Here is a 19261-nt window from a genome sequence, read left to right as displayed (position 1 = left end):
CACTTCGCAAATGGGCGGATGCAATCCGCCCCTACTTTGCCTCATCAAATATCTTTGTCAATAATCTGGGGTGGATATACAATTCGCCTCTACACTACTTCACCAAATTACCAATAAATTAAAAATCTGGTCGTGAGTGTAACACTTATTTTTGTACTGGTAAACTAGTTCATTAATACATTTTATCAATAACTGCTCAATACTTTGGCCGGCTGTAATTTTGCCGCCCGAGCCGCCGGGTACAGACTGGCGAGCAGACTTAAAATCAGCGCTGACAACAAAACCAAGCCAACATCCGCCCAATGCAGTTCGCTTGGCAGAAAATCAACGAAATAAATACCATCGGATAAAATTTGGGTATGCAGCAGGGCTTCAATGCCCTTAATTATCTCGGTCAGATTCAGCGCCAACAGTACCCCGAGCGCAATCCCGATCAGACAGCCTTTCATGCCCGACAACAAGCCATAACTAATAAAAATACGGCGGATAAAGCCGTTATTGGCACCCAGCGTACGCATAATCGCAATATCGCCCTGCTTGTCTTTCACCGCCATAATCAACGTGGACACAATATTAAAACACGCCACACCGATCACCAGCACCATGGCAATATACATCACGCTGCGGATCATTTGAATATCACGGTACATATAACCGAATTTACCAAGCCAACTGGTGGCGGTCAGTTGCTGCGGATAATCAATCAGGCTGCTGTAATCCATTTGATTGACCTGAAACGGATCGTGCAGCGCGATTTCAATTCCGCTTGCCTGCTGTGCCGTCATGCCTAAATAGGCTCGTGCGGTTTCAATCGGCAGTAAAGCAAAGCTGTGATCCAGTTGTCCGTCTAGGCGTAAAATGCCGCTGATTGGCAAGCGAAGTCGCTTTGGTTGGCTGTTCGCCATATTATCGCTGACCTGTGAAAGCAACAACGACACACTATCGCCAACCTTCACATCCAATTCGCGCGCAATGCCTGCGCCGAGAATTAAACCGGATTGTGCACCAAACGCCGCCCAACGGTTATCCTGCACAAACTGCCCCATGGCACTCACCCCATCTTGCAAGGTTTTATCCACCCCACGCAGTTGCGCCACTTTCAAACGGCTGCCGTTTTCAATCAAAGCGGTGAAACTGACATAAGGCGCAATCCCTTTTACAATGGGCTGCGATTGCAAACGTTGTGCCAAACTCTGCCAGTCTTGAATTTCACTCGGCTGAGCCGCCACTTGATAGGCATTGATTTCAATATTCGGCACCACCGCCAACACCCGTTGCCGTAATTCACGCTCAAAACCGTTCATGGCGCTCAAACCGATAATCAGCACGGCCACGCCCAGCGCAATGCCAAGCGTGGAAAAAGCCGAAATCAGGCTGACTAAGCGATTGTTTTGTTTGCCACGCTGATAACGCCAGGCAATAAAAAACGGAGTATTCATGCTGCGCTATCCTTAGGCTACGTCGGCACGCAACACGCCGTCTTGCATCACCATACGGCGCGACAGTTTGTTGGCGAGGTTCATATCGTGGGTCACCAATAAAAAACCGATCTGCTGTTCTTGATTCAGTTGTTGAATCAGCTCAAAAATGCTTTCGGTGGTTTTGCGATCCAGATTGCCGGTCGGCTCATCGGCGAGCACCAACGCCGGACGATTGACCAACGCACGCGCAATCGCCACCCGCTGCCGTTCACCGCCGGACAATGCGGACGGACGGTGTAAAGTGCGGTGCGACAGCCCGACCGCACTTAGCATCTGTTCGGCGCGATCTTTGGCTTCGTTCTTATTCTGTTTGCCGATCAGCAACGGCATCATCACGTTCTCAAGTGCGGTAAAATCCGCCATTAAATGATGAAATTGATACACAAAGCCTAAATAACGGTTGCGCAATTCCGCCAGCTTATTGGCAGAAAGCGCAAACACGTTTTCGCCATTCAGCAGCACCTCACCGCTGTCAGCGCGATCTAAACCGCCTAACAAATGCAACAGCGTACTCTTGCCCGATCCGGAACTGCCGACAATCGCCACCAATTCGCTGTTCTGCATTGAAAAATTGACATTTTTCAGCACCTGCGTTGTGTTATCGCCCTCTTGGTAAGACTTATTCAAGGCGTGGCACGCCAAAAGTGCGGTTTGCGAAATTTCGTTCATAACGTCTCTCAATTATTCGTAGCGTAGCGCATCGGCTGGCTCAATTTTGGCTGCACGATAAGCCGGATAAAGGGTGGACAGTAAGGTTAAACCTAAGGTGGCGATCACAATCAGCACCAGCTGCATGCTGTCAAACAGCACCGGCAAGGCAACCGCACTTGGGTTAAATACGCCGATAATCGGGTTGATAAATTCTGCCAGCAACAAACCCAAGCCGCAGCCAAGCAAAGTACCAATCACGCCGACCAGCAATCCCTGAAAAATAAAAATCTGCATCACTTGGCGTTTTTTCATGCCTTGGGTTTGCAAAATCGCAATTTCGCCCTGTTTATCCAGCACCATCAAACTCAACGAGGTCACGATATTGGCAATCGCCACCACGATAATCAGCCCTATCAGCAAGCCCATCATATTTTTTTCCATCGCCACCGCTTGGAAAAATTCACCTTTCTGTTCACGCCAATCGGCAATTTTCCACTCGCTCGGTGGGAAATAATCTGGTAGTTCGGTAATTTTAAACGGATCATCGAGGAACAAGCGTACGCCCTGCACTTGCTCCGGTGGAATACGCAATAAGCGCCCGACATCTTGGATATTAGCATACACTTGGCGTTGATCGCTGTTGATGCCGCCGTTGAGAATCGCAGCAACACTGAACAAACGCTGCACCGGCACGCGCCCGAACGGGGTGTATTGGCTGTTTGCCGCCAACATCACCCGCACTTTGTCGCCGACTTTCAGCTTGAGTTCGTTTGCCAATGCCGCACCAAGCAAAATATGATAATCACTCGGTGCAAGCAGTTGCGGTAAATCCAATTCGTCCCACGCCAAAGCCGGATCGTCCGCCACATCAGCCACACCGATAATCCGCGCTGCACCAATCCCGGTTGTGCTTTGTAAAATCACATCGCTGTTGTTGATCCCGACCGCACTTTGCACAAACGGTGGCAATGGTTGGCGTAATTTAAAATCCGCCGCCAAGTTGCCGTCCAATGGTTGAATCACCGCATGTGGCAAGGTGCTGAGCACGTTGTCTTTTTGCTGTTGCTGCAAGCCGTTCATCACCGACAGCACAATCACCAGCGCCATCACGCCCAGCACAATACCAATGCTGCCAAGCCAGGTGACCACACGCCCGAAACGATCCGCACTTTTGGATCGCCAATAACGCCATGCGATAAACAGCGGCACAGAACTGAATTTTACCATCGCTTATTTCAAGCTCGCGGCAAATTGTTCGATGTTATCGCGCACCTTGCCGACCAAAATTTCAACCGCGGAATCCGCCGCCCAGGCGATATGTGGCGTCACCAGCAGATTTGGCAATATTTTTGCCGCCTCCATCACCACATTGCCTTTTTCCGGCGGCTCTTTGATCATCACATCAATCGCCGCACCGCCAAGCTGACCGCTCTTTAACGCCGCCACTAGCGCATTTTCATCGACCAACGGCCCCCGCCCAGTGTTGATAAGAAATGCGCCTTTTTTCATTAATGCCAAGGTTTCCGTATTGATTAAATTTTGTGTGGTTGGGGTGAGTGGGCAATGTAGCGTCACAAAATCCGCTTGTGCCAACACGTCGTTAAACGGCGTATAACCTTCGCGGCAGGTGGTCGCATCTTTGTGTTCGGCATATAACACTTTCATGCCGACCGCACTTGCCAAACGTCCTACTTCACTGCCGAGGTTGCCTTTGCCGAAGATGCCGATCACCGAGTTGCGCACGTCGGTTAGCGGATAATCAAAGTAACAAAATTGTTTATTGTCGACCCAACGATCCGTGAGTTGATCGCGATACCAGCCCATTAAGCTGTGTTTTAGGGCAAAAATCATGCCGATCACATGTTCCGGCACACACACCGACGAATAGCCGGCAACGTTTTTGACCATAATCCCCAGCGCTTTGGCTGCGTCTAAATCGACATTATTGGTGCCGGTGGCGGTGACGGCAATCAGTTTTAGCTTGGGCAATTGCTGCATCAAGGTTTTGTCGATCACCACTTTATTGGTCACGGCAACATCGGCGTCCTGCAAACGTTCTAACGTTTGCTGCGGATCGGTCGCCTCATAAGCGATCCACTGATGCTCAATATTCGGACGCGGAATCGGAATGTGTTTCGGTAAAGAACTGCTGTCTAAATGCACAATTTTTAACATAGGTCACTCACTGGGTTAAAACGCTAGCGTATTGAGAGATTCAATACGTCAAACAACGGCAACAGGCTGCTAGTGAATCGAATATTCCTGCACCATGCCGCCAAGTAATTGATCACGCAATAAATCGGAAGTCGGATCGTCCGGGCATTGCTCGATAAAATAATCGAAATCTGCCAACGCTGCGTGGTAACAATCCATGCTTGCCAACACCAAACCACGATCACGAATCTCGTATGGGTTATTCGGTTGACGGCGCAGACACCACTCGATCAGCCGTAATGCTTCGCTGCCACGCCCTTCACGAATTAAAGCATTTTTCAAATTTTGTACAAAATGTTCCTGTAAAATTTCGGGATCTGCCACCGCCAAATCCTCATTGTCGGGGTACAACCCGAAACCGACATAACCTTCAATCCACTTATCCAAAGTGTCGTGAAAAAGATATTCCCCGTCCCAAGGATTAATAAAGGCCGTTTCATTGTTCACATCGGCGCGTAGCAGCACTTGTGTCGGAAAATTCACCGGAAACAACGGTAAATTCAAGCTCTCCGCCAAATATAAAACCAACGCACTCAAGCTAGAAGCCGTGCCGCTTTGTTTCTCTAACAATTGATCAATCAGCATTGCATCGGCGGCAAAGTGATTATTGGGATTGCAGTGAAATCCCCATTCACCATACACCAATTGCAAGAGTTGATGAATTTGCATTTTAGCATCTTGGGTTTTATCAATCATTAAATGCACTTTTCGCACCATGTGTCCCAAGCGCCCCCAAATACTGCTGCTTTTCGGGTTTTCATTCACCACCTTATAAAGCTCGACCATTCTCACCATCAAGGCTTTTTGTAAGGTTCGCTCTTCCTCATCCAGTATTATCATTTCTGTTCCTATTTGATAGCACTACACCAATTGCGCCAAAGTCACGCGGTCATTATCAGCGTAATCTTTCACGGTTTCAACCTGTTGCCAAGCGTTTTTTGTAAATAACGACCGCACTTGTTGCCCTTGCTGCCAACCGTGTTCCAGCAACAACCAACCACCGGGGCGTAAATAGGGTTTCGCTTGTTGAATAATCTGATTTAAATCCGCTAATCCTTGCTGCTCGGCGACCAACGCCGTCAGCGGTTCAAAGCGTACATCGCCTCGTGCCAAGTGCGGATCGGTTTGATCAATATACGGCGGATTGCTGACAATCATATCAAACTGCGATTCCGGTGCGAGTTCACTGAACCAGTCACTCACCAAAAATGTGACATTTTCAATACCGTTCAACTGTTGATTCTCTTTTGCCAGCTCAACAGCTTGTGGAATTTTATCCAACCCTGTCACATGAATATTGCAATGCAAGCTAAATTGCTGCTGCAATGTTTTTGCCAGTGCCAATGCGATTGCACCGGTGCCGGTGCCTAAATCCAAAATATGATACGCTTTGACCGCACTTTGTGTAATCCGTTCAGCGGCAAGTGCTAAGGCTTGCTCTACTAATATCTCGGTATCAGGGCGGGGAATCAAAGTATGTTCCGAAACTTTTAGCGTTAAATTCCAAAATTCCCTTTCACCTAAAATATACGCCATCGGCTCACCTTGTAAACGACGCAATAAAAGTGCGGTCAATTGCTGAATTTCAGCCATGCTTAATAGGGTTTCGCCAAATGCCAATATAAAGGAGCGACTTTTTCCGCTGAGATGTTGCAGTAACATCAGTGCTTCTAATTTCGCGCAATCGTGGTGTTGCAATAATCGCCGCGCAAAATCCAACCATTGTTCATAGCTTAGCGGAGCAAGATCCAAGACTTCAAATCGCTCACAAACCAACGTTAAATCGTCACTGAAGGTTATTCCTATCTCCGATAAACTACCGGTGAAATAGTCTTGGTGCACTCGATACCAAGTGGCGTAATCCCCCTCGCCTTCAGCTAACGCAAAAGCTTCGGAAACTTGATTCATCGGCAGTTCTTCCACAGAAGATAACTTAATAATGACCCCCGGCTGCTGCCGACTATCCAAAATAATCTTAAACTCTCCAGCGCTAGGAAGCGGATCTCGATCATGAAGATAACTGGCTTTGGCAGCACAAGTCGCCGTTTTCTGTCCGGCAAGCACTAATGCTAAAAGATAATCGGCATACTCTTCGGCAAATGTCCAACTCTCCGCTTCTGCAACAATATTATTCCGTTGGCAATACTGCTGCCAATATGCTTGGATTTGCTTATTTTTCATCATGTTATCCATTTAACTTTGTTGGTAACATTTGTTACCGCTCCAAAAATAGGCGGATATAAAAAGGATATAAAACCCGCTGTCGACTGCTGACGAAGCTTAAAACGCACGATATTTATTATAAAAAATAGGCGGATTAAATATCCGCCCGAACTGTATTTTGCATTTTTCCCTTATTGATTAAATGCTTATACCGCACTTCGCAAACGGGCGGATAGTTAATCCGCCCTTATGCTACCACTAACTTTGTTCCGACAATGCCGCCAGTTGATCCGCTTGATATTCGGTGATAATCGGTTGAATCAATTCTTCCATTTTGCCGTTCATCACTTCGTCCAGACGGTACAGTGTCAGGTTGATGCGGTGATCGGTCACCCGCCCTTGCGGATAGTTGTAAGTGCGGATTTTGTCGGAACGATCGCCGCTGCCGAGCAAATCACGTCGCGTGCTGGAGACTTCTGCCGCACGGCGTTCTTCTTCCGCCTTAACAATCCGCGCCGCCAACACCGACATCGCTTTGGCTTTGTTTTTATGTTGCGAACGTTCGTCCTGACACTCAACCACAATGCCGGTCGGTAAGTGGGTGATCCGCACCGCAGAATCGGTGGTGTTAACGTGCTGTCCGCCCGCACCGGAAGAGCGGTAGGTATCAATTTTTAGATCCGACGGATTGATTTCCGGCAATTCCGATTCCGGCAGTTCCGGCATCACTGCCACGGTACAAGCCGAAGTGTGAATCCGCCCCTGCGATTCGGTTTTCGGTACACGCTGCACCCGATGCCCGCCGGACTCAAATTTCAGTTGCCCATAAACCGCATCGCCGCTGATTTTCATGATCATCTCTTTATAGCCGCCCTGCTCGCTTTCGTTGGCGCTGATCACTTCCACCCGCCAGCGCTTCATCTCGGCATAACGGCTGTACATCCGAAATAGGTCACCACTGAAAATGCCCGCTTCATCGCCACCGGTTCCGGCGCGAATCTCCAGAAAACAGTTGTATTCGTCATTTGGATCTTTGGGCAACAATAATACTTGCAGTTGCTGTTCCAGTTGCTCAATTTCGTTTCTGGATTCGTCGATCTCTTCCAACGCCATTTCGCGCATACTTGGATCATCCAGCAGCGTTTGTGCTTCTTCCAGATTAAGTTGCAAGCGGCGCCACTTGCCAAAACACTGCACCACATCTTCCAATTGGGCGTACTCTTTTGAATAGGCTCGAAATTTATCTTGATCGTTAATCACGCTCGGATCGCCGAGCAACGCTTGCAACTCTTCGTAGCGCTCTTGTAAATTTTCCAATTTAGTAATAATTGACGGTTTCATTGGATTCCCTTGTTTGAAGCTATCGGTAGTAAGAATAAAAAATTTTGGCTATTTTAGCTGAAATTTATGCGTAATGTTGCTGAAAATACGCTAATTTTGCGATCAGCTGCTAATTTTCGCGATCTTCCACAGCGGATTCGATGCCAAGTGCGGTTGAAAATTGCTGCAATCCTTGACTATCGCCGGATTTTACCAATTTTTGGATCGCCTGTGTCGGCGCATGCAGCAGACGGTTGGTCAATTTGTAGCTCAACTCCTGTAACACCGTCTCTTGATCTTGCCCTTGTTGCAGCGCCGACAAAGCTTTGCTCAGCAACTCCTGACGAGTTTGTTCCGCCTGATCACGGTATTTTCGGATTAAGTTGGACGACTGATATAGTTTCAACCATTGGAAAAAAGCAGTGCTTTCTTGCTGAATAATCTGTTCTGCTTGTTCGGACGCTTTTTGCCGTTGTGCCAGATTATGCCGGATAATGTGTTGCAGATCGTCCACGCTGTAGTGGTAGACTGAATCAATTTCCGAAACCTGCTGTTCCACATCGCGCGGCACGGCAATATCAATGATCAACATCGAGCGGTTTTTGCGTTGTTTTTGTGCGGCTTTCACCATCGCAGCAGAAATCAATGGAGTATCGCTGGCGGTGGAAGTGATCACAATATCTGCCCGATTCAAACCTTGCTGCAACTGATCTAACAATAACAACTCCATTGTGCCAACTCGCTCACTCAATTCCTGCGCACGGCTCAACGTGCGGTTGGCGATAATAATTTTCTCTGCTCCTTGCTGAAACAGATAACGGCTGACCAATTCAATGGTTTCCCCGGCACCGACCAATAAAATCGTCAAGGGTTGCAACGAATCGAAAATCTGCTTGGCAAGGCTGGTCGCTGCATACGCCACCGAGACCGCACTTCCGCCGATGTCGGTTTCGCTGCGCACTCGTTTGGCGGTGGCAAAGGTTTTTTGAAACAGCCGTGAAAATTCAGCGCTTAGATTTTGTTGATACAAGCTTTCGCTAGCTTGGTATGCCTGTTTGACCTGGCCCAAAATTTGCGGTTCGCCCAAAATCAACGAATCCAAGCCACAAGCCACACGCATTAAGTGTTGGGTGGCAGCAGAATTTTGTGACAAATACAGGTTGTCTCTCACTTGCTCTGCCAATAAACCGTGAAAATCAACAAACCACTGCACGATATGTTCAATCCAACGACTATTTTGTTCGTCAGCTTCAAGTGGCGAAATGTGGCGGTTGTGCAGGTAAAGCTCGGTACGGTTGCAGGTTGAAAGAATCACCGCACTTTCTGCCAGTTCACTTTGCTGGATTTGCTGCAAGGCAGAAAGCCGCTTTTCATCACTGAAAGCGACTTTTTCCCGCAACTCGACCGGTGCGGTTTTGTGGTTGATGCCGAGCGCCAAAATTGCCATAGGGGTGCGATTATTGTTAAAAGGACTACCTAATTTAAGGTATCCCTTCATAACTCCTTGAGATAAAACAAAATCGTCGCCACTGTACCTCAAGGTAAGGACGACGAAAAACAGATTGGCATTTTAATAAATTGTTATAGATTGAGCAAATCTAATCCGGCTTTATTTTGATTCAACCCCGCTTTTTAACCTATTACTGCAATCAGAAGGTATTTTCTGCCTGCCAACCGCCACCGATCGCTTTGTATAAATTCAACAGGTTTTGCCCTGCTGCTAAACGTGCATTTAACAGATTCTGTTGATAATCCAATGCGGTTAATCGAGTTTGCAAGGCGACATCGAGGGTTTTATCGCCATACTGAAACAGTTTTTGCGTATCTTGTGCCTGTTTTGTGGCTTTTTGAACCGCGCTGTTTAACTGGCGGATTTGCTGATCTAGCGCAAATTGTGCCTGATAGCTACTGTCAACTTCCGCCAATGCCTGCAAAATCGACTGGTCATATTGCAAAAGTGCGGTCTGCAAGCGGGCATCCGCCGCCTGAATATTGGCGGCAATCCGCCCGGCAGTGAAAATCGGCAGCTGTACTCCAATACTAGCCAAGCCGCCCCATCCCTTTAACGGCGGCAAATCGCCACCCAGGTCTATACGCCCGGTTTGCCATAAAAATTGGATATCAAACCGCGGCAGCAAATCGGCTTTGGCACTTGCCAATTTAGCAGCATACGCTTGCACTGCTGCCGCATTAGCACGAATATCCGGACGTTGTGTTAACAAACTGCCCGGTTGCTGTCCTTGCGGCGGCTGCGGCAAATGTTGCAACAAATTGGCTTGCTGCATCTGTTTGGCATTCAGTTTAAACCCTTGCGGCACTTGTCCGATTAGCACCGCAATACTGCGCTGATAAGTGTCAAACTGCGCCTGCAAACCGGTCTGTTGCGCTTGCAGCGCCTCGATTTTAGCCGCAATTTCGTTCAATTCATAAGCCGTAACCTGCCCTGCCGCAAAACGCCCTTTAAGATAACGTTGCAGCTGCTGCAATGTTTGCAAAGAGCGGTTCAGTATCTGCCGTTGCTGCAAAACCGTTTGTGCGCGTAAATAGTTATCGCCGATTTCGCTCGCCACCAACATTTGCGTACCGTAAACCCGCTCCTGCGCGCCCATTTCGGCATATTTGGCGGCATCGGCATCGCTGCGTTTTTGCCCGAAAATATCCGGTTCCCAAGAGGCGACCACGCCCCCGACAATCGCATGCCCTTTAGCCGATAGATCATTATTACCCACGACTTGCTGTGCCGCTGACGACAGATTATTGTCAATTTCCAGCCGCTGCCCGCCCACACTGCCGCTGGCACCCACTTGCGGTGCTAACTCGGCACCAGCTAAACTAGAAATCGCACGCGCTTCTTGCAAACGACTTTGTGCGATGGCTAACTCCAAATTTTGCCGCAGCGCTTGTTCGATCAAAGCACTTAATTGCGGATCACGCCACTGTTGCCACCAATGGCTGATTTGTTGGTTGCCTTGTGCCGCTGCCGTCTGTTGGTATTGTTGTGGCAGATCGATTTTCGAGTCCAGCGCCACTTCAGTGTGACTACAAGCTGTTAATAACAACGAAAGTGCGGTTAACATCCAATAACGCTTTTGCATAATCTGAGTCCTTGTTATTTGGTGCGGTTAATTCTGTTTTGCCAACATCGAACGGAAGCGTTTGATCGCAATACTAATAAAAATTGCGCCTAAAATCATCATAATCACAATTCGATGCCAAATGATTTCCCAGCCTGCACCGCGAAACAACACGTCTTGGCTGATCGCTACAAATTGGGTTAAAGGCGAAAACTGCATAATATTTTGTACCATCGGTGGCATATTTTCGATCGGTGACGGTCCACCGGACAGCAGGTACAACACAATATAGACCGGTAAACACAGCAGACTAAACTGCGGCATAGTCGGTGCCTGCGTTGCCAAAAACAGCCCTAATCCCGCCATGGAAAACAGGTAGATCCATTCACTCAAAGCAAACAACCACAGCGAACCGTTTATCGGTGCACCAATCCATTTGTGCACCACAAAATACAACGACAGCATTGCGGCAACCAGAATCACCAAACTATTGGCTAAAATCTTTGAAAACGCGATTTCACTGGCACTGACCGGCATCACCAGCAAATGTTCAATCGTGCCGTGTTCCCGTTCACGAATCACCGCTGCGCCAACTAAAATCAGCGCCAACAAACTGGAATTACCGATAATTTGAGTTATCGGCATAAACCATTCGGTCAGCAGGTTACTGTTAAACAGCACGTTGATCACCGGTTCCAGCGGCAACTGTTGCTGACCGGGCGCTTGGGTCAAAAATTGATTGACTTGGCGATTGATAATCTGCCCCAAATAATTCGCGCCAACTCCTGCTTGCGTCATTGCGGTGGCATCGACCAGCAACTGCAATTGCGGTTGCTTGCCCGCCAGCAAATTTTGAGTGAAATCCGGTGGGATCGTCAGCACAAAAATATACTCGCCGTTATCCATCGATGGATCAATCTGGTTCGGTTCAATCTCCACCACCTGCTTAAAATAGGGCGGCAAAATCGCATCACGAATTTGATAGGAAAGTTCAGTATGATCTTGATCCAACACGGCAACCGAAGCATTTTTGACTTCAGTAGTGATCCCCTTGCCAATCGAATAGATCGTAAAAGTGAACATCACCACCACCAAACCAATCAACGTGATATCCCCAAACAGGCTGCGCAGCTCTTTTAACGACAGGTAATAGACATTTTTAAGCCACTGATAGCTGTTTCGCAAAATATCTCGAGCCATCTTATTTCTCCTGCTTTTTGAGTAATAGCCCAGCAATACTCAGATATATCACAAAAAACAGCAGCAACATCGCATAAAACGGCAAGAAATCGGCAAATCCCAAGCCTTTGGTGAACGCTCCCAAGCTGATTAAGTTATACCAGCTGGTCGGAAAACCCCAACCGATATAGTAACCTGCGCCGCTCAGTGTTGACATTGGGTAAAGCAAGCCTGAAAAATTCAACGCCGGAACCATACTGATAATCGCAGTGGCAAAAATTGCAGCTACTTGCGACTGTACAAAGGTCGAGATCAGCAATCCAAACGCTGTTGATGCCAAAATCAATCCCAGTGCGCCCAAGCTCATCGCCCAAAAAGAGCCTTTTAGCGGCACACCAATCAGCGTGGTGGTCAGCAACACCAACAAAAGATAGCTCAACATTGACAGCGCTACATACGGCAGTTGTTTGCCCAACAAATACTGACGGACTGATGCCGGCGAGGCATAAAGATTGGTAATCGAGCCAATCTCCTTTTCGCGCACCACCCCAAGTGCGGTCATCATGCCCGGGATCATCATCAGCGTCAGCATAATCAAGCCCGGTGAGATCGCATTGACACTTTTGAAGGCTTGATTGTAGATAAACCGCACTTCCAGTTCCATCGGGCTGTTGATCGTAACGCCCTGCTGCCGATACAGCTGTTGTACATATTCGCCAATAATTCCCTGACTATAACCGACAATATTTTCGCCGTTAAACGGCATTGAACCATCAACATATAATCCCACTTGTGGCGTTTTCTGTTGCAGCAAATCACGCCCGAAATTTGGCAAAATCTCTATCACCAAGCGGGCACGACCGCTGTTTAAGCGGCTGGAAATACTTTCTCTGTCGGGCAGCATTTCCACCAATTCAAAATAGCCTGATGCTGAAAATTGTGTGATCAACTCCCGGCTCTGATAACTTTTATCTTGATCCAACACTGCCAGTTTTAAGTTGCTGACATCAAACGAAATCCCCCAACTGCCTGCCAATAATAAAATGACCGGCCCAAAAATCGCAAATAGTAAACGGATCCGATCGCGCAACAGCTCTTTGCCTTCGCGCACCGCAAACGTCCAAATGATGTTGAACCAATAGCCCCAACCAAACGATAATTCCAACGGCGGCTGATCTTGTGATGCAGTGTTGGCTGATGGCTCTGTTGGATTCGTCTGCAACGCCTGCTGCGGCTGCTGTTCTTCTAAATACAGGATAAAGGCCTGCTCCAATGTCGCTGCATGTTTCTGCTGTTGCAACGCTTGCGGCGTGCCAATAGCCAATACTTTGCCGCGATCCATAAACGAAATTCGATCACAGCGCTGCGCCTCATTCATAAAGTGGGTAGAGACAAAGATCGTGATCCGATCTTGGCGTGACAGTTTCAGCAAATATTGCCAAAACATATCACGCGCTGCCGGGTCAACCCCGGAAGTGGGTTCGTCTAAAATCAGTACTTGCGGATGGTGCAGACATGCTGCCGCCAACTGCAACCGCTGTCGTACACCAAGCGAAAGTGCGGTCGGCAGACTGTCTGCAACCTGCTCCAGCTCGAATTGCTGCAATGCCGAAGCGACTGCCGCTTCGCCTTGTTGCCCTTCCAATTGATACAGCTTGGCATGCAGCACCAAATTTTGACGCACACTCAGCTCTTCATACAATGAAAACGCCTGCGACATATAACCGACTTGCTTACGGGTCTGCATATCATTGGCATCGACACTTTTACCCAATAATTCGGCACTGCCGGAACTGGAGTCCAATAAGCCGGTCAGCATTTTCATGGTGGTGCTTTTGCCACAGCCGTTTGAGCCGAGAAAGCCAAAGATTTCGCCACGTGCAATGCTGAAACTGACATTATCCACCGCGGTAAAATCGCCAAATTTTTTACTCAAACCATGTGCTTCAATCGCCGGTAGTGAGTTTGGCTCCGGCTCAAAGTGCGGTATTTGCGAATCATCCCACTGTGTTTGTTTGTCTGGCGGCAGTAATTTGATATAGGCTTGCTCCAGATTTTGACAACCGCTCTGCTGCAACACCGAACGAGTCGGCGCATGCACCAGCAACTTGCCGTCATCCATTGCCAACAGATAATCAAACTGTTCCGCTTCGTCGATATAGGCGGTTGCCACCAGCACCGTCATTCCATCAATCTCAGTACGCAAGTCTGCCACCAACTGCCAAAATTGGCGACGTGACAGCGGATCCACACCAGTGGTCGGTTCGTCTAAGATTAGCAATTCCGGATTATGTACCAAAGCACAGCACAAACTGAGTTTTTGTTTCATACCACCGGACAGCTTGCCGGCAGCACGATCAGCGAACGGTGCCAGCCCGGTCGCCTCTAATAAACGTTGAATCCGCTGCTTGCGTTGCTGCGAATTTAAGCCGAACAGTCGGGCGTGAAAGTCGATATTTTCGTTAATTGAGAGGGTTGGATAGAGATTCTTGCCCAAGCCTTGTGGCATAAAAGCAATTTTGCTGGAGAGTGTTTGACGATCAGATTTATTGGCTTGATCAAGTCCAAGTACTTGCACCGTGCCTTGCTGAATAATTTTGACACCGGCAATCAACGACAACAACGTTGATTTGCCGACCCCGTCCGGACCAATCAGTCCGACCGTTACCCCCTGTGGCAATATCAGCGACACCTTATCCAGCGCCAACGTTTTATCGTAGCGGTGACAAACCTGTTGTAAGTTAACTGCATTTACCTCTGAAGATTCAGAATCTGCCTGCCTCACACTGTTCTCCGTCTATATCTCGATATTGCGGTTACTACGGTAATTTCACTTGCAATTCCGCCGGCCATTGTCCATTTGGTTCAATTAAAACATAGCCAACACCGGTCATACCGCCTTTCAAATAGGCACCATATTGTTGTGCAACCACAGTCGGAATCTGTAGTTTGATTTTAAACACCAGTTTTTCACGCTCCTCTGCGGTTTCAACATATTTTGGCGTGAATTGCGATTCGGCAGAAATATAGGTAACGGTTGCCGGCCAAACCAGATCCAAGCCATCCAGCACAATGCGAGCTTCACTGTTCAATGGAATTTTGTTGACCGTTGGTCCAGGGAAAAACAAGCTCATGCTGACATCATCTACATTCAACAGACTGACGACTTTACCACCCGCAGGAATCACATTGCCGACTTCAGCCAATTTATATTCCACCCGTCCGGCTTGGGGTGCGCGCACGGCCATATCCTGATCAACCGAACCGGCTTGCGCCACCTGTGCACGAGCTTGCTGCACTGCCGCTTCCGCTTCACCTTTCGCTGCCTGGGTGGCTTGTAACGCCGCTTTTGCCGCATCGCGCTGTACTTGACGTTTTTCCAGTTCTGACGCAGAAATCAAATTATCACGCCGCATTTTTTGTGCATTGGTTAAATCCATTTCTGCCACTTTCAGTTGCTGCTGTTGGGCTTCGATTTGCGCTTGTGCCCGCTTGACCGCTTGCTCGGCTTGCATTTGCTGCGCCTGTGCTGCCGCCACTTGCGATTGCGCTATCGTGGAAGACAACTCCGCCAGCAACGCACCTTTTTCAACCTGCTGTCCCTCTTCAACCACGATGGACTCAACCCGACCCGCATATAAACTGGCAACGTCCATCCTTGCCAATTCCAAGCGTCCGTTAACCGAAACCACGCCACTATCGTCTTGCGTTTGCTGCTGTTTAATAAACCAATACGCTGCTGCGCCCAAAAGTGCGGTCAACACGATCAAGAGAATTATTTTTTTCATCATAGTACCCCATATTGCAATCACGTTTTTTGCGAGTAGTACAGAATATGAGACAAATAGTAACTAGCGTTACTAAGTTGTTCAAAACTTACTTTAACAAATAACTAACCGTGATAGCAAGGCAAAGCGCCGATCAAAAGTGCGGTAATTTAGATAGAATGATAAAGTGAGGAAATTTAGGGTGGACTCCCTCCCAGCTGAATCTCGGCACACGGAAATTTGACTTGGGCTGCTTTCTTCCGAATCTGACCCGGTGAACCAAATACCATTGCGAGGAACCAAGAGGGAATCCATTGGATTAACGACTGATAGCAAACTGTGCCGTTAAGTGCGGTGCATTGTCCTACAATTAGCATTGCAATGCAAGTTTAAGTGCTGCAGTTTAAGGGGAAAGCTGCTTATTTATCATGCATTCAGTTGTTTTTCCCTGATGATTTTGCTATAACTTTTTATCGTCTAATTCAAAGCCAGAGGTATTGCAATGTCAAATGTTCTCAACCAACTGATTGATTTACTCACCCTTGAAACCATTGATGATCACTATTTTCGAGGGCAAAGCGTCGATCTGGGCTTGCGCCAAGTGTTCGGCGGGCAAGTGATTGCGCAGGCTCTTGCTGCCGGTATCAATGTCGCACCAGCGGATCGGATTCTACACTCATGCCATGCTTATTTTTTACGCAGCGGTGATGCGCAGCACCCGATCTTATACGATGTGGAAACCCTGCGTGAAGGACGCAGCTTTACCGCACTTCGGATTAAAGCCATTCAACACAATGAGCCGATTTGCCATGTCACGGCATCTTTTCAACGTGCCGAGCCTGGTTTTGATCACCAAAGCCCAATGCCGGAAATTGAGCCACCGGATCAACTGATCAACGAACTAGAAGCGGTGCGTGCCGTTGCGCAATATTTGCCACCCTCAATCAAACAGACACTGATTGCTGATCGTCCATTTGATGTGCGGGCAAAATATTTGAATAACCCGTTCCAAGGGCGTGAGTTTCCGGCGCAGCAATATGCCTGGTTTAAAGCGAACGGGCAGGTGCCGGAAGATTTAAAAATCAATCAATGCCTGCTGGCCTATTTTTCTGATTTTCACTGTCTACTGACCGCACTTCACCCGCACAAAAAAGGCTTTTTGGAAAAAGGCATGAAAGTCGCCACCATCGACCATGCGATTTGGTTTCACCGTCCGTTTGACTTGAATCATTGGTTGCTGCATGCGGTGGAAAGCAATAATGCTTATGGCGCACGCGGTTTAGCACGAGGACAGATTTTCGATCAAGACGGGAGGCTGATTGCCACCACTCAGCAGGAGGGATTGATTCGTTTTTCTGCTGAATAAGAAAGATAAAAGTGCGGTAACAAAATAAAAAGAGAAGTCGAGTTGGTCGATAAGCCGGGTTCTGTCGTGGACAATCATTCCTCTAGGCGTTGGTTTGCACCAACGCTCAAGCAACCTACCCGAACTCTGAGCGGGCACACCCATTGAGTTCCTATTTGGTCTTGCTACGAGTGGAGTTTACCCTGCAACGAACCGTTACCGGTCGCCCGGTGCGCTCTTACCGCACCCTTTCACCCTTACCTGTGCTTAAAAAAGCCATCGGCGGTTTGCTCTCTGTTGCACTTGTCGTAGGCTCACGCCCCCCGGACGTTATCCGGCACTCTGCCCTATGTAGCCCGGACTTTCCTCTCGTCTACTTGTCCTCTAGGTTATTTTGCGACGGTGACGCCGCAACAACGGTTGAGAGCTTCAATAAACCAGCGATTGCCTGACCAACTCGGTGCGCAGTATAACTAAATTTTGTTAATGAAGATAGCCTTTTACACCGGACTTGCTAAATTACGCTGTTGGGATAGAATGCTTTCATCATCAGAATAACCGCTTAATATAAGGTTTTTATGAACTATATTCAGATTGGACAAGAAACATTATCAATTGCAGAACTCGCCCTTAACCGTCTCAGCTCACGCTTGGACGATCAATTCTCACAAGTGGTTGAAGCAATTTTGCAATGCCAAGGACGTTTAGTGGTCGCCGGAATTGGTAAATCCGGTTTAATCGGAAAGAAAATGGTGGCAACTTTCGCCTCCACCGGCACGCCCAGTTTTTTTCTGCACCCGACCGAAGCGTTTCACGGCGATCTTGGCATGCTGAAGTCGGTCGATATTGTAATTTTGATCTCTTACAGTGGCGAAACCGATGATGTCAATAAACTGATTCCCAGCCTGAAAAATTTTGGCAACTGCATCATTGCCATGACCGGCAATCCTGAATCCACCTTGGCAAAACATGCCGATTATATCTTGGATATTGCGGTTGCACGTGAAGCTTGCCCCAACAATCTGGCACCGACAACTTCGGCACTGGTGACCTTAGCACTGGGCGATGCGATTGCGATTGCGCTGATCAAAGCCCGCGATTTCCAACCGATGGATTTTGCCCGCTTCCATCCGGGCGGCAGCTTGGGACGACGTTTACTCAGCCGAGTGCGTGATATGATGCAAACCAGCTTACCGATAGTCAGCCCAGAAACCGCTTTTGCCGACTGTGTCGCCAAAATGACCGAGGGCCGCATGGGAATTGCAATCGTGATGCAAGACGAAAATTTGAAAGGCATCATTACCGACGGCGATATCCGTCGTGCATTTACTGCCAAAGGGATCAAATGTGTCCGCCTGCAAGCCAAAGATATCATGTCGTCTAATCCAAAAACAATCCAAGCCGACGCTTATCTCAATCAAGCGGAAGAGTATATGCGGCAACATAAAATTCATTCGCTGATCGTGTTGGAGCAACAGAAAGTGGTCGGGTTGTTTGAATTCTCTCACTAAGCAGGAAAAAAGATGAACAATAAACTTACAAAGATCAAATTAGTGATCACCGATATCGACGGTGTGCTGACCGACGGCAGTTTATATTACGATGCCAACGGCGAAGCTTTGAAATGTTTCCATGTGCGTGACGGCTTGGGCATTCGCATGTTGATCGAATCCGGAATTCAAGTGGCGGTGCTGTCAGGACGTGACTCGCCGATTTTGCGCAAACGGATTGCCGATCTGAAAATCGATCTGTTTTTGCTCGGTAAATTAGAAAAAGAGAGCGCCTGTTTTGAACTGATGCGGCAAGCGGGTGTCAGCGCCGAACAAACTGCTTATATCGGCGATGACAGCGTGGACTTACCCGCCTTTGCCGTTTGCGGCTTCTCCGCCACCGTAGCCGACGCCCCAGACTATGTTAAACAAGCCGCCGACCGCACTTTAAGCCTTGCCGGCGGCAAAGGGGCTTTTCGCGAACTGTCCGACCTGATTTTAACAGTGCAGGGCAAAGATGAGATCTATCGCAGCGCACAAGGCTTTCTCGCTGCGGCAAAAAAAATGGCGCAGTAGT

General features: G+C 48.2%; 15 protein-coding genes and 2 other RNA genes. 3 read left to right on the top strand and 14 right to left on the bottom strand.

Annotated elements, in window-relative coordinates; translation table 11 throughout:
* Positions 1–185 precede the first annotated feature (185 nt).
* From lolE to ffs, 13 genes are all read right to left on the bottom strand, one after another.
* Entirely contained in the window at positions 186–1439 is a 1254-nt protein-coding gene (lolE, locus tag FHQ30_RS00385) for a lipoprotein-releasing ABC transporter permease subunit LolE (protein WP_139611198.1), read from the bottom strand.
* Positions 1440–1451: 12 nt separating this feature from the next.
* Positions 1452–2150, bottom strand: a complete 699-nt coding sequence (lolD, locus tag FHQ30_RS00380) for a lipoprotein-releasing ABC transporter ATP-binding protein LolD (RefSeq protein WP_139611199.1) — start codon at positions 2148–2150, stop codon at positions 1452–1454.
* A 12-nt stretch (positions 2151–2162) separates the two neighbouring features.
* The gene (locus FHQ30_RS00375; RefSeq protein WP_139611200.1) at positions 2163–3359 is read right to left on the bottom strand and encodes a lipoprotein-releasing ABC transporter permease subunit; all 1197 of its coding nucleotides are present in this window, start codon (positions 3357–3359) and stop codon (positions 2163–2165) included.
* A gap of 3 nt (positions 3360–3362) precedes the next feature.
* Positions 3363–4307, bottom strand: coding sequence for a 2-hydroxyacid dehydrogenase (locus FHQ30_RS00370; RefSeq protein WP_139611201.1), 945 nt, complete (start codon positions 4305–4307; stop codon positions 3363–3365).
* Positions 4308–4376: 69 nt separating this feature from the next.
* Positions 4377–5186 (bottom strand): SirB1 family protein, encoded by an 810-nt coding sequence (locus tag FHQ30_RS00365; RefSeq protein ID WP_139611202.1) that lies wholly within the window; start codon positions 5184–5186, stop codon positions 4377–4379.
* Positions 5187–5207: 21 nt separating this feature from the next.
* Complete coding sequence (gene prmC / locus FHQ30_RS00360; protein WP_139611217.1) at positions 5208–6527, bottom strand: peptide chain release factor N(5)-glutamine methyltransferase; 1320 nt, start codon at positions 6525–6527, stop codon at positions 5208–5210.
* Positions 6528–6767: 240 nt separating this feature from the next.
* Positions 6768–7850, bottom strand: a complete 1083-nt coding sequence (prfA, locus tag FHQ30_RS00355) for a peptide chain release factor 1 (RefSeq protein WP_139611203.1) — start codon at positions 7848–7850, stop codon at positions 6768–6770.
* A 109-nt stretch (positions 7851–7959) separates the two neighbouring features.
* On the bottom strand, positions 7960–9276 hold the full coding sequence (gene hemA, locus FHQ30_RS00350) for a glutamyl-tRNA reductase (protein WP_139611218.1): 1317 nt from the start codon (positions 9274–9276) through the stop codon (positions 7960–7962).
* Positions 9277–9478: 202 nt separating this feature from the next.
* Positions 9479–10924, bottom strand: a complete 1446-nt coding sequence (locus FHQ30_RS00345) for an efflux transporter outer membrane subunit (RefSeq protein ID WP_139611204.1) — start codon at positions 10922–10924, stop codon at positions 9479–9481.
* A 27-nt stretch (positions 10925–10951) separates the two neighbouring features.
* Complete coding sequence (locus FHQ30_RS00340) at positions 10952–12103, bottom strand: ABC-2 transporter permease (protein WP_139611205.1); 1152 nt, start codon at positions 12101–12103, stop codon at positions 10952–10954.
* A 1-nt stretch (position 12104) separates the two neighbouring features.
* Complete coding sequence (rbbA, locus tag FHQ30_RS00335; protein ID WP_139611206.1) at positions 12105–14867, bottom strand: ribosome-associated ATPase/putative transporter RbbA; 2763 nt, start codon at positions 14865–14867, stop codon at positions 12105–12107.
* A 34-nt stretch (positions 14868–14901) separates the two neighbouring features.
* Positions 14902–15870 carry an HlyD family secretion protein gene (locus tag FHQ30_RS00330; RefSeq protein WP_139611219.1) on the bottom strand — a complete coding sequence of 323 codons (969 nt, stop codon included), beginning with the start codon at positions 15868–15870 and terminating at the stop codon, positions 14902–14904.
* A gap of 187 nt (positions 15871–16057) precedes the next feature.
* Positions 16058–16155: signal recognition particle sRNA small type (gene ffs / locus FHQ30_RS00325), an RNA gene on the bottom strand.
* 196 nt (positions 16156–16351) lie between these two features.
* On the opposite strand from ffs, the gene tesB reads away from it, so the two are divergent.
* Positions 16352–17215, top strand: a complete 864-nt coding sequence (gene tesB / locus FHQ30_RS00320) for an acyl-CoA thioesterase II (protein ID WP_139611207.1) — start codon at positions 16352–16354, stop codon at positions 17213–17215.
* 34 nt (positions 17216–17249) lie between these two features.
* On the opposite strand, the gene rnpB is transcribed toward tesB, so the two are convergent.
* An RNA gene (gene rnpB, locus FHQ30_RS00315) (RNase P RNA component class A) lies at positions 17250–17654 on the bottom strand.
* Between the two features lie 118 nt (positions 17655–17772).
* Here rnpB and FHQ30_RS00310 point away from each other — a divergent pair.
* Together FHQ30_RS00310 and FHQ30_RS00305 are read left to right on the top strand one after the other, a co-directional pair.
* Positions 17773–18705: a KpsF/GutQ family sugar-phosphate isomerase gene (locus FHQ30_RS00310; protein ID WP_139611208.1), complete on the top strand. Its 933-nt coding sequence runs from the start codon at positions 17773–17775 to the stop codon at positions 18703–18705.
* 12 nt (positions 18706–18717) lie between these two features.
* The gene (locus tag FHQ30_RS00305; protein ID WP_139611209.1) at positions 18718–19260 is read left to right on the top strand and encodes a KdsC family phosphatase; all 543 of its coding nucleotides are present in this window, start codon (positions 18718–18720) and stop codon (positions 19258–19260) included.
* The last annotated feature ends 1 nt before the right edge of the window (position 19261 follow it).

Origin of the sequence: Testudinibacter sp. 'clade 2' (assembly GCF_006227735.1) — a bacterium.
Lineage (GTDB): Bacteria > Pseudomonadota > Gammaproteobacteria > Enterobacterales > Pasteurellaceae > Chelonobacter.
Note: the sequence above shows the minus strand (reverse complement) of the source record. Positions and strands in the feature narration are given on the sequence as shown.

Excerpts from the sequence above, each read along its gene's own strand:
- lolE (WP_139611198.1), bottom strand. The coding sequence starts at position 1,439 with ATGAATACTCCGTTTTTTATTGCCTGGCGTTATCAGCGTGGCAAACAA.
- lolD (WP_139611199.1), bottom strand. The coding sequence starts at position 2,150 with ATGAACGAAATTTCGCAAACCGCACTTTTGGCGTGCCACGCCTTGAAT.
- FHQ30_RS00375 (WP_139611200.1), bottom strand. The coding sequence starts at position 3,359 with ATGGTAAAATTCAGTTCTGTGCCGCTGTTTATCGCATGGCGTTATTGG.
- FHQ30_RS00370 (WP_139611201.1), bottom strand. The coding sequence starts at position 4,307 with ATGTTAAAAATTGTGCATTTAGACAGCAGTTCTTTACCGAAACACATT.
- FHQ30_RS00365 (WP_139611202.1), bottom strand. The coding sequence starts at position 5,186 with ATGATAATACTGGATGAGGAAGAGCGAACCTTACAAAAAGCCTTGATG.
- prmC (WP_139611217.1), bottom strand. The coding sequence starts at position 6,527 with ATGAAAAATAAGCAAATCCAAGCATATTGGCAGCAGTATTGCCAACGG.
- prfA (WP_139611203.1), bottom strand. The coding sequence starts at position 7,850 with ATGAAACCGTCAATTATTACTAAATTGGAAAATTTACAAGAGCGCTAC.
- hemA (WP_139611218.1), bottom strand. The coding sequence starts at position 9,276 with ATGGCAATTTTGGCGCTCGGCATCAACCACAAAACCGCACCGGTCGAG.
- FHQ30_RS00345 (WP_139611204.1), bottom strand. The coding sequence starts at position 10,924 with ATGCAAAAGCGTTATTGGATGTTAACCGCACTTTCGTTGTTATTAACA.
- FHQ30_RS00340 (WP_139611205.1), bottom strand. The coding sequence starts at position 12,103 with ATGGCTCGAGATATTTTGCGAAACAGCTATCAGTGGCTTAAAAATGTC.
- FHQ30_RS00330 (WP_139611219.1), bottom strand. The coding sequence starts at position 15,870 with ATGAAAAAAATAATTCTCTTGATCGTGTTGACCGCACTTTTGGGCGCA.
- tesB (WP_139611207.1), top strand. The coding sequence starts at position 16,352 with ATGTCAAATGTTCTCAACCAACTGATTGATTTACTCACCCTTGAAACC.
- FHQ30_RS00310 (WP_139611208.1), top strand. The coding sequence starts at position 17,773 with ATGAACTATATTCAGATTGGACAAGAAACATTATCAATTGCAGAACTC.
- FHQ30_RS00305 (WP_139611209.1), top strand. The coding sequence starts at position 18,718 with ATGAACAATAAACTTACAAAGATCAAATTAGTGATCACCGATATCGAC.